The 17,629-nt window shown below is 44.3% G+C and carries 16 protein-coding genes; 7 read left to right on the forward strand and 9 right to left on the reverse strand.

Features of this window, described 5'->3' with window-relative positions; translation table 11 throughout:
• Window positions 1-350: 350 nt before the first annotated feature.
• Together ssb and NIT79A3_RS15665 are read right to left on the reverse strand one after the other, a co-directional pair.
• Entirely contained in the window at window positions 351-800 is a 450-nt protein-coding gene (gene ssb, locus NIT79A3_RS15660; protein ID WP_013967117.1) for a single-stranded DNA-binding protein, read from the reverse strand.
• A complete protein-coding gene (locus tag NIT79A3_RS15665) occupies window positions 801-2,159 on the reverse strand; it encodes an MFS transporter (protein WP_013967118.1) in 1,359 nt (452 codons plus the stop codon). It lies immediately after the preceding gene.
• 93 nt (window positions 2,160-2,252) lie between these two features.
• Here NIT79A3_RS15665 and uvrA point away from each other — a divergent pair, with 93 nt between their 5' ends.
• Both uvrA and NIT79A3_RS15675 read left to right on the forward strand, forming a co-directional pair.
• Window positions 2,253-5,072, forward strand: coding sequence for an excinuclease ABC subunit UvrA (gene uvrA / locus NIT79A3_RS15670; protein ID WP_013967119.1), 2,820 nt, complete (start codon window positions 2,253-2,255; stop codon window positions 5,070-5,072).
• A complete protein-coding gene (locus tag NIT79A3_RS15675) occupies window positions 5,069-6,340 on the forward strand; it encodes a glycerate kinase (RefSeq protein ID WP_013967120.1) in 1,272 nt (423 codons plus the stop codon). Before uvrA ends, NIT79A3_RS15675 begins: the two co-directional genes overlap by 4 nt.
• Here the strand turns inward: NIT79A3_RS15675 and NIT79A3_RS15680 are convergent.
• From NIT79A3_RS15680 to NIT79A3_RS15690, 3 genes are all read right to left on the reverse strand, one after another.
• Window positions 6,330-6,890, reverse strand: coding sequence for a DUF2806 domain-containing protein (locus NIT79A3_RS15680; protein WP_156797111.1), 561 nt, complete (start codon window positions 6,888-6,890; stop codon window positions 6,330-6,332). The two genes, NIT79A3_RS15675 and NIT79A3_RS15680, sit on opposite strands and share 11 nt — an antisense overlap.
• Window positions 6,891-6,903: 13 nt before the next feature.
• The gene (locus NIT79A3_RS15685) at window positions 6,904-7,377 is read right to left on the reverse strand and encodes a hypothetical protein (RefSeq protein ID WP_348225652.1); all 474 of its coding nucleotides are present in this window, start codon (window positions 7,375-7,377) and stop codon (window positions 6,904-6,906) included.
• 116 nt (window positions 7,378-7,493) lie between these two features.
• A complete protein-coding gene (locus NIT79A3_RS15690) occupies window positions 7,494-8,705 on the reverse strand; it encodes a porin (RefSeq protein WP_013967123.1) in 1,212 nt (403 codons plus the stop codon).
• Window positions 8,706-9,544: 839 nt separating this feature from the next.
• Here NIT79A3_RS15690 and NIT79A3_RS15695 point away from each other — a divergent pair.
• On the forward strand, window positions 9,545-10,537 hold the full coding sequence (locus tag NIT79A3_RS15695; RefSeq protein ID WP_013967124.1) for a L,D-transpeptidase family protein: 993 nt from the start codon (window positions 9,545-9,547) through the stop codon (window positions 10,535-10,537).
• A gap of 104 nt (window positions 10,538-10,641) precedes the next feature.
• On the opposite strand, the gene NIT79A3_RS15700 is transcribed toward NIT79A3_RS15695, so the two are convergent.
• The 4 genes from NIT79A3_RS15700 to NIT79A3_RS15715 form a co-directional block, all read right to left on the reverse strand.
• The gene (locus NIT79A3_RS15700; RefSeq protein ID WP_013967125.1) at window positions 10,642-10,932 is read right to left on the reverse strand and encodes an Lpp/OprI family alanine-zipper lipoprotein; all 291 of its coding nucleotides are present in this window, start codon (window positions 10,930-10,932) and stop codon (window positions 10,642-10,644) included.
• A gap of 319 nt (window positions 10,933-11,251) precedes the next feature.
• Window positions 11,252-11,827: a transposase gene (locus NIT79A3_RS15705; RefSeq protein ID WP_156797112.1), complete on the reverse strand. Its 576-nt coding sequence runs from the start codon at window positions 11,825-11,827 to the stop codon at window positions 11,252-11,254.
• Window positions 11,828-11,858: 31 nt separating this feature from the next.
• Window positions 11,859-12,575 (reverse strand): transposase, encoded by a 717-nt coding sequence (locus NIT79A3_RS15710; RefSeq protein WP_041360383.1) that lies wholly within the window; start codon window positions 12,573-12,575, stop codon window positions 11,859-11,861.
• A gap of 220 nt (window positions 12,576-12,795) precedes the next feature.
• Window positions 12,796-13,302: a L,D-transpeptidase gene (locus NIT79A3_RS15715; RefSeq protein ID WP_013967126.1), complete on the reverse strand. Its 507-nt coding sequence runs from the start codon at window positions 13,300-13,302 to the stop codon at window positions 12,796-12,798.
• A 142-nt stretch (window positions 13,303-13,444) separates the two neighbouring features.
• Between NIT79A3_RS15715 and NIT79A3_RS15720 the strand changes: the two genes are divergently transcribed.
• The 4 genes from NIT79A3_RS15720 to NIT79A3_RS15735 are packed head-to-tail and all read left to right on the forward strand — an operon-like array spanning window position 13,445 to window position 17,618.
• Window positions 13,445-13,690, forward strand: a complete 246-nt coding sequence (locus NIT79A3_RS15720; RefSeq protein WP_013967127.1) for a HypC/HybG/HupF family hydrogenase formation chaperone — start codon at window positions 13,445-13,447, stop codon at window positions 13,688-13,690.
• Between the two features lie 10 nt (window positions 13,691-13,700).
• Window positions 13,701-14,849: a hydrogenase formation protein HypD gene (hypD, locus tag NIT79A3_RS15725; RefSeq protein ID WP_013967128.1), complete on the forward strand. Its 1,149-nt coding sequence runs from the start codon at window positions 13,701-13,703 to the stop codon at window positions 14,847-14,849.
• Window positions 14,849-15,907 carry a hydrogenase expression/formation protein HypE gene (gene hypE / locus NIT79A3_RS15730; protein WP_013967129.1) on the forward strand — a complete coding sequence of 353 codons (1,059 nt, stop codon included), beginning with the start codon at window positions 14,849-14,851 and terminating at the stop codon, window positions 15,905-15,907. The genes hypD and hypE overlap by 1 nt, the downstream gene beginning before the upstream one ends.
• Window positions 15,879-17,618, forward strand: a complete 1,740-nt coding sequence (locus NIT79A3_RS15735; RefSeq protein ID WP_013967130.1) for a hydrogenase maturation protein — start codon at window positions 15,879-15,881, stop codon at window positions 17,616-17,618. Before hypE ends, NIT79A3_RS15735 begins: the two co-directional genes overlap by 29 nt.
• The last annotated feature ends 11 nt before the right edge of the window (window positions 17,619-17,629 follow it).

The following is a 17,629-nucleotide window of genomic DNA, read 5'->3' on the forward strand; positions in this document are numbered from 1 at the left end:
AGAAACTGCTATAAAAGAACCATAACAAAGATATTCTAAAGTTTAATTTTTTTAGGTCGTAGAAACAGCTTCATTGCTGTAAATATATTAATTAACCCTTTAATAAATAAAACTTACCTGGAATAGAGTTATGAAAATTCTTGTTCACTTCAAATCTGGATTTAAGCAAACATTTATTGTTCCAAAATGTATGCTAGCACTTGAATTCAGAAACATAGCCAGAGAGATTGGTGGCAATATAGAAAGTATTGAATTTTCATCACCCCCGCGCCGCCAATCAAATGTACCCGCGATAGAACTCCGGACGGGAGTGCTTCGGTTACCTGACAAACGTTAATTCAGTTATTCGGCTAGAACGGGATATCATCATCCATATCATCAAATCCACCTGCACTCTTAGCTGAAGAAGAGCGGTTAGGAGCAGAATTTACTTCTTCATGATCAGGTGACTCAAAGCTACCGCTTCCTGATCGATTGCCCAACATTTTCATGTCGCTTGCAATAATATCCGTCGTATAACGTTCTACACCATTTTTATCAGTCCATTTCCGGGTTTCCAGCCTGCCCTCTATATACACAGGGCGGCCTTTCTTTAAGTATTCCCCCGCAATTTCTGCGAGCTTGCGATAAAAGGTTACGCGATGCCATTCAGTCTTTTCCTGTTTCTCACCATTCTTGTCTTTCCAGGTATCTGTCGTTGCCAATGTAATATTCGTTACCGCATCACCATTTGACATGTAACGAGTTTCCGGGTCTTTTCCCAAGTTACCAATGAGTATAACTTTATTGACTGATGCCATTTATGTCTCCTTCCCTAGCAATTTAATCACTTTCTCTTCATCAAAACCTTTCATGTCAACTTTCAAATAGGCCACTCTCTCGTTGACCAGCACCAATGCTTCATGCACACCGGGTATTGCTGCAAGTGCACGTGACAGTTCTATTGATTTATTCGAATCCATTTCTTGCACATGATACATTCTGGAACGCACTGCGGCCGGAGCTTTCATCGTTACAGCAAGTATCAACCATACGACGAGTAGTAATCCGCAAAAAGTGTATAACGCGTAGCTTCCAAAATTTCCAAATAAGTACCCCCCTACTGCCGCGCCTACAAAAGCACCTAGGAACTGGGTACTACTGTAAATTCCTATTGCAGTTCCTTTTGCACCAACCGGTGCGATCTTTGAGATCAATGATGGCAAGCTGGCTTCCAGCAAATTGAATGCTGTGAAAAAAACTAATAACGCAATCGCTGTACCCCAAATAGAATCGAAGGCAATTGCCAGCAATACCTGTCCGATCAACAATAAAGCAATCGCTGCAATAAATACAAATTTTAACTGAGCCTTTTTCTCGGCATAGATAATCGCCGGGATGATTAATACAATCGACAAAAGTAAAACGGGTAAATAAATCTGCCAATGATCATTTGCTTCCATCCCCGCTTGCCGCAAAGTGAGCGGCACAACCAGCCATAGTCCCATCAAAGTAGCGTGAAGAGCAAAAATACCATAGTTTAAACGCAACAACTGTGTATCACGCAACACACTGCCAAAACTTGCAGCCGATGCTTCCGTGTCAGAATGAAAACGACTGATCTGCGGATCTGGAATTATTTTCTTCACTACGATCATGGCCAGAAGCGCCAATACGCCTGTCATAGCAAAAATTCCCGGCACGCCAATCCATTGATTCAGAACAGGGGCAACAATCAAAGAAATGGCAAAAACAGTGCCAATGGTCATACCGATAGTCGCCATTGCTTTGGTACGATGTTCTTCGCGTGTGAGATCCGCAGCAAGCGCCATCACCGCAGCCGAAATTGCGCCAGCACCTTGAATAACGCGACCCAGTATCACCCAGTAAATATCTATCGCAAGGGCAGCGATCAGACTGCCAATTGCAAATAAGATCAGACCCAAATAAATAACAGGCTTACGTCCGATACGATCAGACAACCAACCGAAAGGAATCTGCAAAATGGCTTGAGTTAAACCATAAGCCCCTAGTGCAATACCAATCAGTGTATAGTCATTTCCGCCAGGCAAATCCTCAGCATAAAAAGCAAATACCGGCAGAATGATAAATAATCCAAACATCCGCAAACCATAAACGCCGGCCAAACCGATGGTCGCACGCAGCTCTGCTGGGGACATTTTTTCAGAAGAAGATGAAGCAGACATGAATCAGGTTGTGATATTCCCAAAAAGTTGGGTATATTAGCAGGTTGACTCATACATAGATAGCTAATGGAATCCATAAAAATACGCGGTGCGCGCACCCACAATCTGAAAAACATCAGTCTCGATCTGCCACGTAACAAACTTGTTGTCATCACTGGGCTATCCGGATCAGGCAAATCCTCACTCGCGTTCGATACACTCTATGCTGAGGGCCAACGCCGCTATGTGGAATCACTTTCAGCTTATGCGAGGCAATTCCTTCAGCTCATGGAAAAACCCGATGTGGATTTGATCGAAGGCCTTTCTCCGGCAATCGCCATAGAACAAAAGGCAACCTCACATAACCCCCGCTCGACAGTAGGGACCGTCACTGAAATCCATGATTATTTGCGTTTGCTGTTTGCCCGTGTCGGTGATCCGCATTGTCCAGAACACAACATTATCTTGACAGCACAAAGCGTCTCGCAAATGGTCGATCATGTGCTGCAACTCCCGCTTGATACGCGTTTAATGATTCTTTCACCATTAATCGTTGAACGCAAAGGCGAGCAAGCTGAATTATTTGATGAATTACGTGCACAAGGATTTGTGCGCTTACGGATTGACGGGGAAGTGTATGAAATTGATGCATTGCCCAAACTACAGAAAAACCAAAAGCACACAATTGAAGTTGTCATTGATCGCTTGAAAGTTTCCCCCGACGCAAAACAACGCCTCGCTGAATCATTTGAAGTGGCATTACGCCATTCCGAAGGCCGCGCTTTAGCGGTTGAAATGGACACTGGCGCTGAACACCTTTTTTCTGCCAAGTTTAGCTGCCCCGTGTGTAGTTATTCCCTATCCGAATTAGAACCCAGATTATTTTCATTCAATAATCCGTTGGGTGCCTGTAATAAATGCGATGGTCTGGGACAAATCACTTTCTTTGATCCCGCGCGCGTAGTAGCCTTCCCGCATCTCTCACTGGCTGCTGGTGCGGTAAAAAATTGGGATAGGCGCAATCAATTTTACTTTCAACTATTAACAGCACTCTCAAAACATTATGAGTTCGATCTGGAAACCCCATTTGAGAATCTGGATGAGCCTATTCGTAATATCATTCTGCATGGTTCCGGTAAAGAAAAAATACATTTTTCCTATTTAACAGAAGGTGGCCGCAAGCACCAGGAAACGCATGCTTTTGAAGGCATTATTCCCAATCTGACACGTCGCTATAAGGAAACGGAATCCCAGACGGTTCGTGAGGAGCTGGCAAAATATCTCAACGCGCAAACTTGCCCGGAATGCCACGGTACCCGCTTATGCCAGGCTGCTCGCCATGTGCATGTTGCCGGACAAGCGATTTACGAAATCAGTGCTTTCCCGTTGAAAAAGGCCAAGCTGTTTTTTGATCAAATTGAATTAACGGGTCACAAACACGCAATTGCCGAGCGTATCGTCAAGGAAATTTCCAGCCGCGTGCAATTTCTCAATAATGTGGGACTGGATTACTTATCCCTGGATCGTTCTGCTGACACGCTGTCGGGCGGTGAATCGCAGCGCATACGGCTTGCCAGTCAAATCGGCTCGGGCTTGACTGGTGTCATGTACGTTTTGGATGAACCCTCCATCGGATTGCATCAACGTGATAATGGACGCCTCCTGGATACACTTAAAAATCTGCGTGATCTGGGTAATAGCGTCATTGTGGTTGAGCATGATCAAGATGCCATACAGATTGCGGATTATGTGGTCGACATGGGGCCTGGTGCTGGAGAGCATGGCGGCTTCGTTGTCGCGCAAGGTAATCCGCAAGCTATCCAGGAAAACAATGATTCCCTGACGGGCAAATACTTATCTGGCAAATTATCGATCCCAATACCGGAAAAACGTCACGCCCCCAATCCAGAGCGAGTACTCCGAATTGATGGCGCATCCGGTAACAATCTTAAAAATGTCACACTTAACCTGCCAGTAGGATTATTCGTCTGCGTCACAGGCGTTTCGGGATCCGGCAAGTCTACGCTTATCAATGAAACGCTGCATCGTGCGGTCGCCCGGCACCTTTACGCCAGTAATGCCGAGCCCGCGCCTTATCAACAAATTGACGGTTTAGCTTTTTTCGATAAAGTAATCAATATGGATCAAAGTCCCATCGGACGCACACCGCGCTCCAATCCGGCAACTTACACCGGATTGTTTACCCCCATCCGGGAATTGTTTGCCGGGGTGCCACAGGCACGAGAACGGGGCTATGCACCCGGCCGCTTTTCTTTCAATGTCAAAGGCGGGCGATGCGAAGCTTGTCAAGGCGATGGCGTAATTAAAGTGGAAATGCATTTCCTGCCGGATATTTATGTTACCTGTGACGTATGCCACGGCCGGCGATATAACCGGGAAACGCTGGAAATTCAGTATAAGGGTAAAAATATCAATGAAATTCTGCAAATGACTGTGGAGAAAGCAGCCGAATTTTTTACCCCCGTACCCGTAGTCGCGCGAAAATTACAAACACTTCTGGAAGTCGGTCTCGGCTATATTACTCTGGGACAGTCTGCCACGACACTCTCCGGCGGTGAAGCACAACGGGTAAAACTATCATTGGAACTGTCCAAACGTGATACGGGACGCACTCTGTATATTCTAGATGAACCCACAACCGGCTTGCATTTCCAGGATATTGATCTGCTGCTAAAAGTTTTACACAGATTGCGTGATCATGGGAATACCGTGGTGGTAATTGAGCACAATCTGGATGTCATCAAAACGGCCGACTGGATTATTGATTTAGGCCCGGAGGGTGGCGACGGTGGCGGGTGTATCATCGCAGAAGGCACACCCGAAGCAATTGCGGTCAATACAAACAGTTTCACAGGCCATTACCTGCAATCTATGCTAACAAAATGAATCCGTGCAGCTATTTACTAGGAAGTTTTTCAATCGCAGTTAAAGCTGCCGATCCGGCTCACATCGTACCGCAACATCTGCCCAGCCCCCCTAAAGGCCGCACGCTCGTTGTCGGTGCTGGCAAAGCGGCCGCTGCTATGGCGTTAGCGATTGAAAACGCCTGGCCGTCTTCTGTTCAACTGGACGGTTTAGTGGTTACGCGTTATGGGCATAAATTACCCACCCAAAGGATCAAGGTAATTGAGGCCGGTCATCCGATTCCCGATGAAAATGGAGAACAGGCAGCACGAGAAATTTTGGCTGCGGTGAAAGCGTTAAAATCTGATGATCTATTACTCTGTTTGTTCAGTGGCGGAGGATCCAGCCTACTTTCTCTGCCGGTCGACGGTATCTCATTACAAGAACTTAAAGAAGTCACCCATCAGTTACTATGGTGTGGAGCCCGTATTCAGGAAATCAATACCGTCCGCAAACACTTGTCTGCTATTCAGGGCGGAAGGCTTGCTGCAGCTTGCAAAGCCCCCATACTGGCATTAATTATTTCTGATGTTACCGGCGATGAAGCGACACATATTGCTTCTGGCCCTTGTTCACCCGATCCGAGTACTTTTTCTGATGCGCTTGCAGTACTCGATCAGTACCATCTGAATGTACCGCCATCGGTTAGGAGAATTTTACTTGAAGGCAAAGTACATGCAACCAGTGAAACTCCTAAACCCGGTTCCCCTATTTTCACTCGTGTTGAAAATAAAATTATTGCCAGCGCCAATCAATCACTGCTTGCATCAGCAAATTATTTTCAAGGACTCAAAATAGCTACATTGATCTTAGGTGATACAGTGACCGGAGAATCGCGGGAGATTGCTAAAAGTTATGCGGCACTGGCGAGGGAGATCCGCATACATCCACAATTGTTAAAAGCACCCATTGCACTTTTATCGGGCGGTGAAACGACCGTCACCATCAAAGGCAATGGCTGCGGAGGCCGTAATTCTGAGTTCTTATTATCGCTGCTGATTGAGCTTGATGGCCTTAAGGACACTTATGCACTTGCCTGTGATACGGATGGACTGGATGGCACTGAGAATAATGCCGGAGCGCTCATCTCACCCGATTCATTAGTTCGTGCAAGACAACTTGGATTGAATGCTGCATCATTTTTAATCAATAACGATGCCTATACCTTTTTTGAGCAGCTAAACGATTTAGTGATTACTGGACCAACTTATACCAATGTTAATGATTACCGCGCCATCCTTATTCTTTAGTCGAACACGCTCGACCATCAAAATCAGTTTTCTGATTCCGGTCAATCTGTATTGATGATAATACTAATCCCTGCTGATACCACCTTTTAATCACATATTCATAAAATTCCTGGTTCGTTGATAACTTAACAATCGAGACCATTTTTTTACCACGCTCTGTTAGCAATACGTGCCCCAACTCCAGAAAATTATTTCCATCGTTCTGGAAACCTATTTTTGTCGGCCTTCCACTATAAAATAATCGCGTATGCTTACCCAACCCTTTTTTAACAAATCCGTGGACATCAAATACAATTAAGTCGATTTCTTCGAGATATTTTAATTTTGATAGCGTAAGCCCATGTTTCGTATAAACTTCATTTTCCACATCAAAAATAAGTGGCAATGGGTCCCCTTGAATCCATAAAAATTGACACAACGTTTCAAAACTGCGGCTGTCTTCTGGATTCAAATTAACTTGAATTTTTGAATCATTTCCACGAAGAAAATTTTCTGATCGGGTTAGTTTGGAAGTAATAAATTGCAAAAATTCTGTCAATAAATTACCCATTTTCATATTCAAATTATTCTTCGGATTTCTCTTCCATTTTCTTAGAACTCTTCTCAGTAACTTGAGACTCCGTTACAACTGACTCTTTCTGTGCATCCTCTTTAATCTCGCTTGTCTGCGTATCAGTTTTATCTTTCGATTTCGAACCCTCTTTTATCTTGCGGGATTTGATTTCCTTATTAATCTCGGCAAGAAATGTAATATTATCTTTGCGTTGTTTTTCACTCTTATACCAAGATGCACACGTAATTGCTCCCATAGTTATCAATATGATGCTCATCACATCAACGCCATCTAAAAAGATAAATGCAACTCCCGTAGAAATGGCAAATGCGCCTAAGAATGCAGTGAATAACCATAATTTTGAGCCGGAGCCTAGATTATTATTTCGTTTGTTCCAGGCTTCGAGATTATCGCGCGTGGTAACCAACTCATCATCCGTCCATTTTTTCATACTCATAACTACCAAGCCTCCTTTAGAATCCATCGGCATTTCTTGAGATATCAATTTACAACAAGAAAATAATCAACAAGGCTTATTATATTTCTTTCCAGCAATAAAAAAGGCACCAATTGGTGCCTTTTTTACGAGATCAACCTTTTTTAGAAGTTGTGACGCATACCCACTGTGTAGGTATTGCTATCTTTAAATATAGCGTTTCTATCGTCAACCATGGCACGCTGATAACCGCCAAACAGGCTTGAACGCTTGCTTAGATTATGAATTGCACCGACTGTGAAACTACTTACTTCACGTTTCGCTGGACCACCAGCCAATCCATGGGCATTTGTCATACCGCCTTGAGCGATAAGACTGGTATTGCCAAAGTCATACTGACCACCTGCAAACCAAATATTACCATCACCACCCAAATTCATTGCTGAATTACATTGTCCGCGTGAGTCAATTGCACCTGTTGCTGGATTACCTAACGCAGCAGCATTGGTACAAGTTGCTGCGCCCACTGCATTGTTAATATTTTCGTACTGACCGCTGAGCTTAAAGTTTTGGAAACTCCACATTGCACCACCACGCCAGACGTGTTCGTTGTTAACTAAAGCTGGATAACCCGCATTACCTGTTCTTTGCCGGGTACTGATATTATCGCGAGAATAACCACCAAACACACCTAAATTATGCCCTGCGACTTGCGCTTCGTACTTACCTGCAACTTGGAAGTCCCACTCACCATCTTCACCGCCGGAATTGGATTGACTTCCAGCGTAACTTCCCGATGAAGCAATAACATTTGCTGGGTCTAATCTATTAGAGTCACCTGGCATTAGCAAACCTGAAAAGCTGAAACCTTCAACTTTTGGTGAATCGTAACGCGCAGCACTGTTTACAAAGCCATTAGCACCTGATCCCAAGCCATTGGCTCCAGCACTCATAGTACCGCCACTGCCCGAAGCTTGAAGAGTTGTGTATGCAAATGGATCAATGGTCATACCACCGGCAAAATCTTTAAATGGAGATTGAACACGGCCAAATTTCAATTCACCCCAGCTATCGTTAGCCAACGCAACCCAACGTTCCCGAGCAATACCCAAAGCGCCACTACCTGTGCTAAAGCCATACTCAACATGCGCTTTTGCTTTCAATCCGCCACCCAGATTCTCGGTAACGTGCATACCCCATCTTGAACGGCCTGTATCATCGCCGATATGTGCTTGGCTGCTTTGACCATCACGATTGACTGTAGCATATTCAGCCTGAACACTACCAAAGAGTGTTACATTTGTTCCTTGTGCTGACGCAACCATTGGAGCTGCAAGTGCACCGGCTACTGCCAACGAAATAAGTTTCTTCTTCATACGGAAGTTCTCCTTTAATGTTAAAACGACTGGGGCCGTCCTATTGTTGCCCTACTACACTCCGGTGGAATGCACCCCGCTTGTTCGGACCTCCCGAATCAGGAGGTTTGATTGGATTGTGCCCAACACAGAAGCACTCTGCAAGAAAAACGAGTAAATTTTGCAAATTAAATAACAAATCTGTTGTATCCAAGCAACATCATTGTTGTTTTTCTGACTATAATTTGTATTAATTATTCATTCCAGATGTAATCTATATTTCCTCAATCCCTTTAAATATCAGCAAGCACTCAATAATTTCACGCATTGCAATTTATGAAAAAAAGAGATAAATGGAGCGAATCCAGTTTTTCTTCCTCACTTAAAATTAACAAGCTTTTTATTCACAAGAAATGTATATGATTCTGACGATTCTTGTGCTCTACGCAAGTCTTAATAATTACTCAATAAGAAATCAGGATATTGATTTATCGTGATTTATTTTCTTCCACCTCACACAATTTTGGAACAATGTAGACACCCAATCCTTCAGATTTAATTCCGGTTTATGTAATTTTCTTTGTGTCACCGCACTCGTACCATATCTTCTGCTCCTATTAGGCTCCACTAATCATAGGATTCTTTCTTTTATGGCATGGCCATATGAGCCGCGCCGTGAGCACATAATACGATCACCATAGGTTGCGTATCTTGTATACTAATTAAAAGATGAGTTTGATGCATACGTATTCCAGTTAAATCTTTGCAGATATACCTCTTTTTCTCGCTTTCAATCAGAAAATTTCAGTTATTATTTTGTTTATCTCTCTACAACTAGCCCCACATTGCAAGGTAAGCTTATGCTTAGAATTCTTCTTCTAATTATTATTGCCATAATTAATTTAATTGGTGTTTCTTCTATTCGAGCCGAAACTTGGACACTTCCACCCCCAGATATTGACATTTTTGGTCAGATACGCACCACTCATGCCAGTAGTGCAGAAACGTTACTAGATATAGCGCGCCAATACGATATCGGTCAGATAGAGATTTTGTTGGCTAACCCTAATGTTGATCGATGGCTGCCTGAAGATGGTGCGAAAGTTATCTTGCCAACCCGCTATATTATTCCTCACGCTGAGCGTAAGGATCTGGTACTTAATTTACCCGAAATGAGGATTTATTACTTTCCAGAACCTAAAAAAGGGGAGAAACCCATGATTATTACACACCCGGTAGGGATCGGCAGGATGGACTGGGTAACGCCATTGGGAATTTCCAAAATAGTCGAGAAAAAGAAAGATCCTACGTGGATACCTCCAAAATCCCTCCAGATGGACAGGATAGCAAATGGCGAGCAACCCTATCCAAACATAGTGCCACCTGGCCCTACCAATCCACTCGGCCGACATGCCATGCGCTTGGGCATCGGCAGTGGCAGCTACCTCATACATGGGACTATCAAACCATTCGGCGTTGGAATGCGCGTCTCAGCTGGATGTGTTCGGATGTATCCAGAGGACATCGAAGCGCTCTTTGATAAAGTTCCAGTAGGCACGCAAATACAAATTGTTAACCAACCTATTAAGCTCGGCTGGTTACTCGATTCGCTTTTTATTGAACTCCATCCACCGCTGGAAGAAGATGAAGGAAAATATACCAACTACAAACAAATAGTCATAGCTGCGATTAATGATTTTCTGGAACTAAAGAGCAGCAAGAAAAATATTCCCGCAGATTTTGAAATAGACCAAGAGGCCCTAAAGCAAGCGATAATGGAAAAAAGCGGTATACCCGTTCTAATATCACGCTCACGTACTCAGACACAATTTCATACACTGAATAACAACTAATTCCAGAAAAGAGAAAAAAATATTCATAAAAAAACCCCTCTGATGAGGGGTTTTTTTATGAATACAATAACTTGCTATACTATACTTGTTTTTTTACTTTGTTATTACTTATGCATCGCTTTCTTAAACATACGATCAATTTTTGATTCCGTATCCATTGAACGTCTGTTTGCTTCCTCTGCAATACGTACTGCATCATTTGCTTTGGCGTTAGCAGCATCTGCTGCTGCTTTAGCGGCAGATGCATCGGCTTTAGCAGCTGCTATATCAGCGCTGAGTTTGTTTTGATGTTCTTCTAATTGACCTGTGGTTGCACAGCCCGTTAGTCCAATAAAAGCACCTGCTATTGCTGCCAGTGTTAGCATACGAACTGGATGCTGGATTTTCTCTCTCATTCCGATCTCCTCAGTTGTTTATTCTATTCAAAACGCACAATCATCCACCACTTTACTAGCTACTGATACCTAAATATCAGCAACGCACCGGAATCTTATCTGATTTTTTCTGCAAAATAAATGGATTGCATGACAAATTTACAAAGCACCCAGCTATAAAAGCCACAAACAATCGGTTAAGTAACTAATAAAGCAACACATTTTTTCTATAAACTTCAATTCAAGTAATTAACAACACTAGAGTTTAGAGCGAACCCATCAGTTCAAGCTGGTAATTTTCAGCTTGAATCTGTTGATTGCTTCACTAATTTTCTTTGCATTACGTTGTGTTACGCTGTTGATGCTTATAATCTTCATTTTTGCCCCAGTCAGGTGGTCTGAATTTTTTGCAAGTAGCATCCCGCCACTGCCTGATCGCAACATGTCGAAAAAGAAGAGTCAATCCTCTGCGGATTTGTCCGGCAGTTTTGGGATTTTCTTTGCGCCAAGGCGTATGCTGACAAAGCGCATCGATTGTTGGGTTGTTTAAGCAACTCAGCAATTGTACTAAGCCATAGCTCACCATAGTGATATGCACCCAGCGATGTAAGGTTTTGCGTGTTTGCTGCCATGCTTCTTTCATGCCCCAAGTTTGTTTAAGTTGATTGAACATGGGCTCAATCGACCAACGCAGGCTATAGCTTTCAATCACTTGTTCCGCCGTCAGTGTGATGTCTGTGCTCAATATCAGGCTGGCTGCCTTCCATTCTCCATTGCTTCTTTCAAATTCGCACCAAACAGCATGCACTAACTGACCATCGAGAAAGCGCGCTTTGACCAGTTGGCTGCGCAATCGCACGCGTTGTTCTTTGCCGTAAATCTTGAGCGTTGTGATGGTACGATGCAGTTGATCAATATGTTCCGGCGTGTATTTCTCCCCATACTTCCTACTTCGCCCTACTTCGCCCTAATTCGCCGTGACGCCGGGGTAGCGGTAGATCGTAGAGGCGAGTGTCTATCCTTACCTGACCAATCACCGAAAAACCTAGCCGGGTGTTGGCGGAAATCACACGGCGCCGCATATACCAGCTATCCATCAACACATAAACCTTCAATCCTTGCAGTAAGCCTTGTATCGCGCGTACCAGCGTATTGGCCGCAATCAACTTGCCGGTATTGCCGGTGCTTGGCATCAGCCGAGATAGATTCGGCAACGCAACCGATTCACCGTTTGTCCGTTTGGCAACCATTGCCAGACTTACCCAGCATTGCCCCAGCACATATGCAGCTAGGTTTGCCTTGTTGCCGTGCTGATGATGAATCTGGCTTCCCGGCGCTTTCTTCGTTGCGCGTAGCGTCAGCGTATCATCGATCACCAGATACACCGTATGTTGCCTCAAACAAGCTAAAACCAGTCGTGCAAATTGCCGCGCCAACCCAAGCCATGACCATTTTCCATGTTGCAACCACTTGTAATAACTCGTCCAGTGGTTGCGCATATTCACCATCAAATACGCATCTGCCACAAAGCCCGTCGGTGTTAACATCGCTCCAATCAACAATTCGATAAACGTACCGATTGATCTAATGGGTAGCGCCTTGCTCAAAAATGTTATCCAATGGCACAGTTCGCTTGGGATACCAGAATATCCTTTTGCATTCATCGCGGCCTCCAGAAGTGAATGAAAATTCCTTTCTGGAAGCCGCCTTTCTAAATATCTTTCAAAAACAAAGATATTTAGAAAGGCGGCAACGATTTTTATGCTACTTTGTCAAGCTTTTTTCTTATTTTCTTGCGGTGATTTACCTCCTTTGGGGCTGAGACTCTAAACTCTAGTAACAACAAACAACTCACATTTTGATCCGGTTGCTAATCATCAGTGGCTAACGGATATTCACCAATATACCGGGTTTGATCCATTTACCCAGCTGATCAATCTGCTCATTCGTAAGCGCAATACAGCCATTTGTCCAATTGTATTCATGATGAATCTCTTGATCACCTCTCCCGATTCCGTGTATACCTATGTGCCCTCCTAACGGTGTATTCTGAGGCGGCGTTTTTCCCATAATTTTTGCTTCCAATATCGATAGCCAAGTTTCTTCAGTAATTCTATTTTCATCCAATGCACGTTTTGCTGTATCGAGATTTGGATAGTTCAGCCCAAAAAAACGATAATAGCGGCTTTTTTCATTGATCCAACCCACTCTGAATCTGCCCAGCGGGGTTTTGTCGTCTTTTGTCATCTTGGACCAGGTAGTGCCATAGCGTCCAATCGCTACATTCTTAAACACCGCCTGGATAGTATCTCCCTGCATCACTGACAAAGTATGTGCGTTCGTATCCACATCAATCCATATTCCATTGTCTGCCCAAACAGAACTCGGCATTACTGACAAGCCAAACCATCCAATCAGGATGATCACTATGTAAAGAATAAAAGAATTTTGTTTGATCACTTTCTAGACTATTAAAATTAGAGATAGTTAATTATGTCATAATTTAAGCCTATAGAAACTTACATAAAAGCTTATGTGCCTTGCTATTCCTGCTCGCATCGAACAATTGACTACCGAAAATCATGCAATCGTAAACCTGGGTGGCATACGCAAGGAAATTTCGCTGGCATTGGTTGAAGATATTTTGCCTGGAGATTATGTCATCGTACATGTTGGTTTTGCGCTACAGAAACTGGATCAGACAGAAGCAGAACGTACACTGGCCATGTTTGCACAAATATCCGCTTTCAACAGAGAAATACCTAATGATGGCGATTGAATGATCCACTATGAAATATATTGACGAATTTCGTACAGGTACTGTGGCGCAGAACATCGCTGCCAAAATCGCATCCGAAGTAAGTCCTCGACGCGATTATCATTTTATGGAATTTTGCGGCGGACATACTCATGCCATTTCACGTTTCGGTATTATTGATCTGCTTCCTGACAATGTACATATGATTCATGGACCTGGCTGCCCGGTATGTGTTTTACCAATCGGCCGCGTGGAAAATGCCATTCGGTTGGCACAAACACCCGGGCTGATACTCTGCAGTTACGGCGATATGTTACGCATACCTACTGCAAATGGTATGAGTTTGTTGAAAGCAAAAGCACAGGGCGCAGATGTACGCATGGTGTATTCCAGTGCGGAAGCAATAAAAATTGCACAGAAAAATCCGCAACATCAAGTGGTATTTTTTGCCATTGGCTTCGAAACCACCACACCGCCCACCGCTGTTGCAATCAAGCAGGCGCAAGCGCTAGGTTTGAATAATTTCACAGTATTTTGCAATCACGTGTTAACACCTTCAGCGATTTCCCATATTCTTCAGTCCGCTGAAGTCCGCCAGCTCGGATTAGTCTCGTTAGACGGCTTTATTGGCCCAGCGCATGTTTCTGTGGTGATCGGCAGTCAACCCTACGAATATTTCGCGGAAGAATTCCAAAAACCTGTGGTAATAGCAGGTTTTGAGCCCCTTGATGTTATGCAGGCAATATTGATGTTGATACGTCAAATTAATGCAGGCCGCGCAGAGGTTGAAAATGAATTTACGCGTGCAGTGTTGCCTGCAGGCAACATCAAGGCACAACAGCTCGTAGCTGAAATTTTTGAATTGCGCCGCACATTTGAATGGCGCGGTTTAGGGCTAGTGGCCTACAGTGCACTGAAAATCAAATCATGCTATGCCGGCTTTGATGCCGAACAACGTTTTCAAATTCCCGCACTCTCTATCGCAGATAACAAGGCCTGCGAATGCGGTGCAATTTTACGCGGTGTAAAACGGCCACAGGATTGCAAGATTTTTGGTACAGTCTGCACACCGGAGAATCCAATCGGATCTTGCATGGTATCGTCGGAAGGCGCTTGCGCCGCTCATTATAGTTATGGCCGTTTCCGGGAAACAAATCATGCTGCGATGAAGGAAAATTGATGTCCCGCAATGGTATCGTCAAACCCGGATACATGCGCTCTATTGATTTGAAAAATGGCTGTATTGAGATGGTGCATGGCAGCGGCGGACGTGCTATGGCGCAGCTTATTCATCAATTGTTTTTGACAGCATTCGATAATGAATATTTGCGAAAAATGAATGATCAAGCCTGTTTCCAGAGCTTTAACGGGCGCATGGTGATGTCCACGGACAGTCATGTTATTACACCATTATTCTTTCCCGGCGGAGATATTGGCAGCCTTTCGGTCCACGGCACCATTAATGACATTGCCATGTCTGGAGCCAAACCATCCTATCTGGCAGCCAGTTTTATTCTGGAAGAAGGTTTCCCGCTTTCTGATCTCAAGCGTATCGTTGATTCCATGGCAAATGCCGCACACGCCGCGCAAGTGCCGATTGTAACCGGGGATACCAAAGTAGTTGAAAAAGGCAGTGGCGATGGCGTATTTATCACCACCACCGGAATTGGCATGGTACTGGAAGGAATCAACATTTCCAGCGAGAATGCACGACTCGGTGACAAAATACTCGTATCCGGCACACTGGGAGATCACGGTATCGCAATTATGGCATTGCGTGAAAACTTATCTTTTCATACGAGCATTACATCCGATACCGCAGCATTACATGATCTGGTGGCACATATGATCACTGCGGCTCCGGATATTCATGTACTACGTGACCCGACACGTGGCGGGGTTGCCACCGCACTCAATGAAATCGCTTTACAATCATCGGTTGGAATGATGTTATATGAAAGCGAACTACCCATTCGCGAACAAGTCTGCGCGGCCTGTGAATTTTTAGGTTTGGATCCACTATACATTGCCAATGAAGGCAAGCTCATCGCGATCTGTGCAGCGGAAGACTCATCGAACTTGCTGAATGCGATGCGCGCCCATCCCCTAGGCGAAAATGCTGCCATTATTGGTGAAATAATCGAAGATACCCATTGTTTTGTACAGATGCAAACCCGTTTCGGTGGCAAACGCATTGTAGATTGGTTAAGTGGCGAACAACTTCCGCGTATCTGTTAAAACTATTGAATTGAAGATTCTATTTCTAACACATAGCTTCAACAGTTTGGCGCAACGCCTGTTTGTTGAGTTGACGCGATGCGGGCACAGCATATCGATCGAATTTGATATCAACGACGCTGTTACATGCCAAGCGGTCGAACTGTTTCAGCCCGATCTGATTATTGCCCCATTTCTGAAACGCGCCATTCCGGAAACTATCTGGCGCAAGCATACTTGTTTTATTGTCCATCCCGGGATTATCGGTGATCGTGGCCCCTCTGCACTGGATTGGGCAATCATGCATGACCGGCAGGAATGGGGGGTAACGGTATTACAGGCAAACGCACAAATGGATGCCGGCGATATCTGGGCATCGGAAATTTTCCCGATGCGCTTCGCCAGGAAAAGCAGCCTCTATCGCCACGAAGTTGTTGAGGCAGCTACCCGCGCAATACTAACCGCTATCGTACGTTTCCAGTCTGATACATTCAAGCCGCTCCCACTAGATTATTCATGTCCCGGCGTCCTGGGCCGGTTACATGCTCCAGTCCGGCAACTCGACCGCAGTATCAATTGGCAGCAAGATAAATCACTTACCATTTTAAAAAAAATTCATGCTGCTGACGGATTCCCGGGGGTATTGGACACACTGTATGGAGAATCTTATTTTCTATTTGATGCTTGCAGGGAAGAATGTTTAACCGGCAGACCTGGAACAGTTATAGCAAAGCGCAATAATGCCATTTGCCGGGCGACAGTGGATGGTGCAATCTGGATTGGCCATCTAAAACAAAAAAATAATACCGAATCAACTTTTAAGTTAGCTGCCACAATGGCATTGAAAAATCACCTTACCGATGTACCGGAAATATCATTTGATCCGTTCTCCAAAGAACCCGGCAATACTTATCGTGACATCTGGTTTGAGCAGAAAGATGCTATCGGTTACCTGCACTTTACCTTTTACAACGGCGCTATGGATACCAAACAATGCGAGCGTTTGCGGGAAGCATACCTGAAAGCGACTGAGCGTTCTATTCGAGTCATCGTGTTAATGGGTGGACCTGATTTCTGGTGCAATGGCATACACTTGAACCACATTGAACGGGCTATCAGTCCCGCCGATGAATCCTGGTGCAATATTAACGCCATGAATGATCTGGTACAGGCCATTATCACCACTAACCAGCAACTGACGATCGCCGCACTACAAGGCAATGCCGGAGCGGGCGGTGTATTTTTATCACTGGCCGCCGATTATATTTTCACTCGTGATAGCATTATCCTGAACCCGCATTATAAAAGTATGGGCAATCTATACGGTTCGGAATACTGGACTTATCTACTACCTCGGCGAGTCAATGAATCCCATGTAAAGTCATTGACACAGAATCGTTTGCCAATCGGTGCTCTGGAGGCGCGCAATATCGGATTAATGGATGATTGTTTTGCTTTAAGCCCAATTGATTTCAAGAAAAAGATAACACAAATCGCTGAAACAATCGCAAACGACCCTAATTTCCCCGTATTACTTCAGCGAAAAGTACATCAACGTCAAGTAGACGAGCAGCAAAAATCCTTACAAAATTATCGCGACGAAGAACTCCGTCATATGCAACTTAATTTCTATGGTTTTGATCCCAGCTACCATGTTGCACGCTACCATTTCGTACACAAAATTCCGCATAGTTGGACGCCCCGTTATCTTGCCCGGCATCACCACTTATAAACAAACATCCT

Origin of the sequence: Nitrosomonas sp. Is79A3 (genome assembly GCF_000219585.1) — a bacterium.
Taxonomy (GTDB): domain Bacteria; phylum Pseudomonadota; class Gammaproteobacteria; order Burkholderiales; family Nitrosomonadaceae; genus Nitrosomonas.

Excerpts from the sequence above, each read along its gene's own strand:
- ssb (WP_013967117.1), bottom strand. The coding sequence starts at position 800 with ATGGCATCAGTCAATAAAGTTATACTCATTGGTAACTTGGGAAAAGAC.
- NIT79A3_RS15665 (WP_013967118.1), bottom strand. The coding sequence starts at position 2,159 with ATGTCCCCAGCAGAGCTGCGTGCGACCATCGGTTTGGCCGGCGTTTAT.
- uvrA (WP_013967119.1), top strand. The coding sequence starts at position 2,253 with ATGGAATCCATAAAAATACGCGGTGCGCGCACCCACAATCTGAAAAAC.
- NIT79A3_RS15675 (WP_013967120.1), top strand. The coding sequence starts at position 5,069 with ATGAATCCGTGCAGCTATTTACTAGGAAGTTTTTCAATCGCAGTTAAA.
- NIT79A3_RS15680 (WP_156797111.1), bottom strand. The coding sequence starts at position 6,890 with ATGGGTAATTTATTGACAGAATTTTTGCAATTTATTACTTCCAAACTA.
- NIT79A3_RS15685 (WP_348225652.1), bottom strand. The coding sequence starts at position 7,377 with ATGGATTCTAAAGGAGGCTTGGTAGTTATGAGTATGAAAAAATGGACG.
- NIT79A3_RS15690 (WP_013967123.1), bottom strand. The coding sequence starts at position 8,705 with ATGAAGAAGAAACTTATTTCGTTGGCAGTAGCCGGTGCACTTGCAGCT.
- NIT79A3_RS15695 (WP_013967124.1), top strand. The coding sequence starts at position 9,545 with ATGCTTAGAATTCTTCTTCTAATTATTATTGCCATAATTAATTTAATT.
- NIT79A3_RS15700 (WP_013967125.1), bottom strand. The coding sequence starts at position 10,932 with ATGAGAGAGAAAATCCAGCATCCAGTTCGTATGCTAACACTGGCAGCA.
- NIT79A3_RS15710 (WP_041360383.1), bottom strand. The coding sequence starts at position 12,575 with ATGAATGCAAAAGGATATTCTGGTATCCCAAGCGAACTGTGCCATTGG.
- NIT79A3_RS15715 (WP_013967126.1), bottom strand. The coding sequence starts at position 13,302 with ATGCCGAGTTCTGTTTGGGCAGACAATGGAATATGGATTGATGTGGAT.
- NIT79A3_RS15720 (WP_013967127.1), top strand. The coding sequence starts at position 13,445 with ATGTGCCTTGCTATTCCTGCTCGCATCGAACAATTGACTACCGAAAAT.
- hypD (WP_013967128.1), top strand. The coding sequence starts at position 13,701 with ATGAAATATATTGACGAATTTCGTACAGGTACTGTGGCGCAGAACATC.
- hypE (WP_013967129.1), top strand. The coding sequence starts at position 14,849 with ATGTCCCGCAATGGTATCGTCAAACCCGGATACATGCGCTCTATTGAT.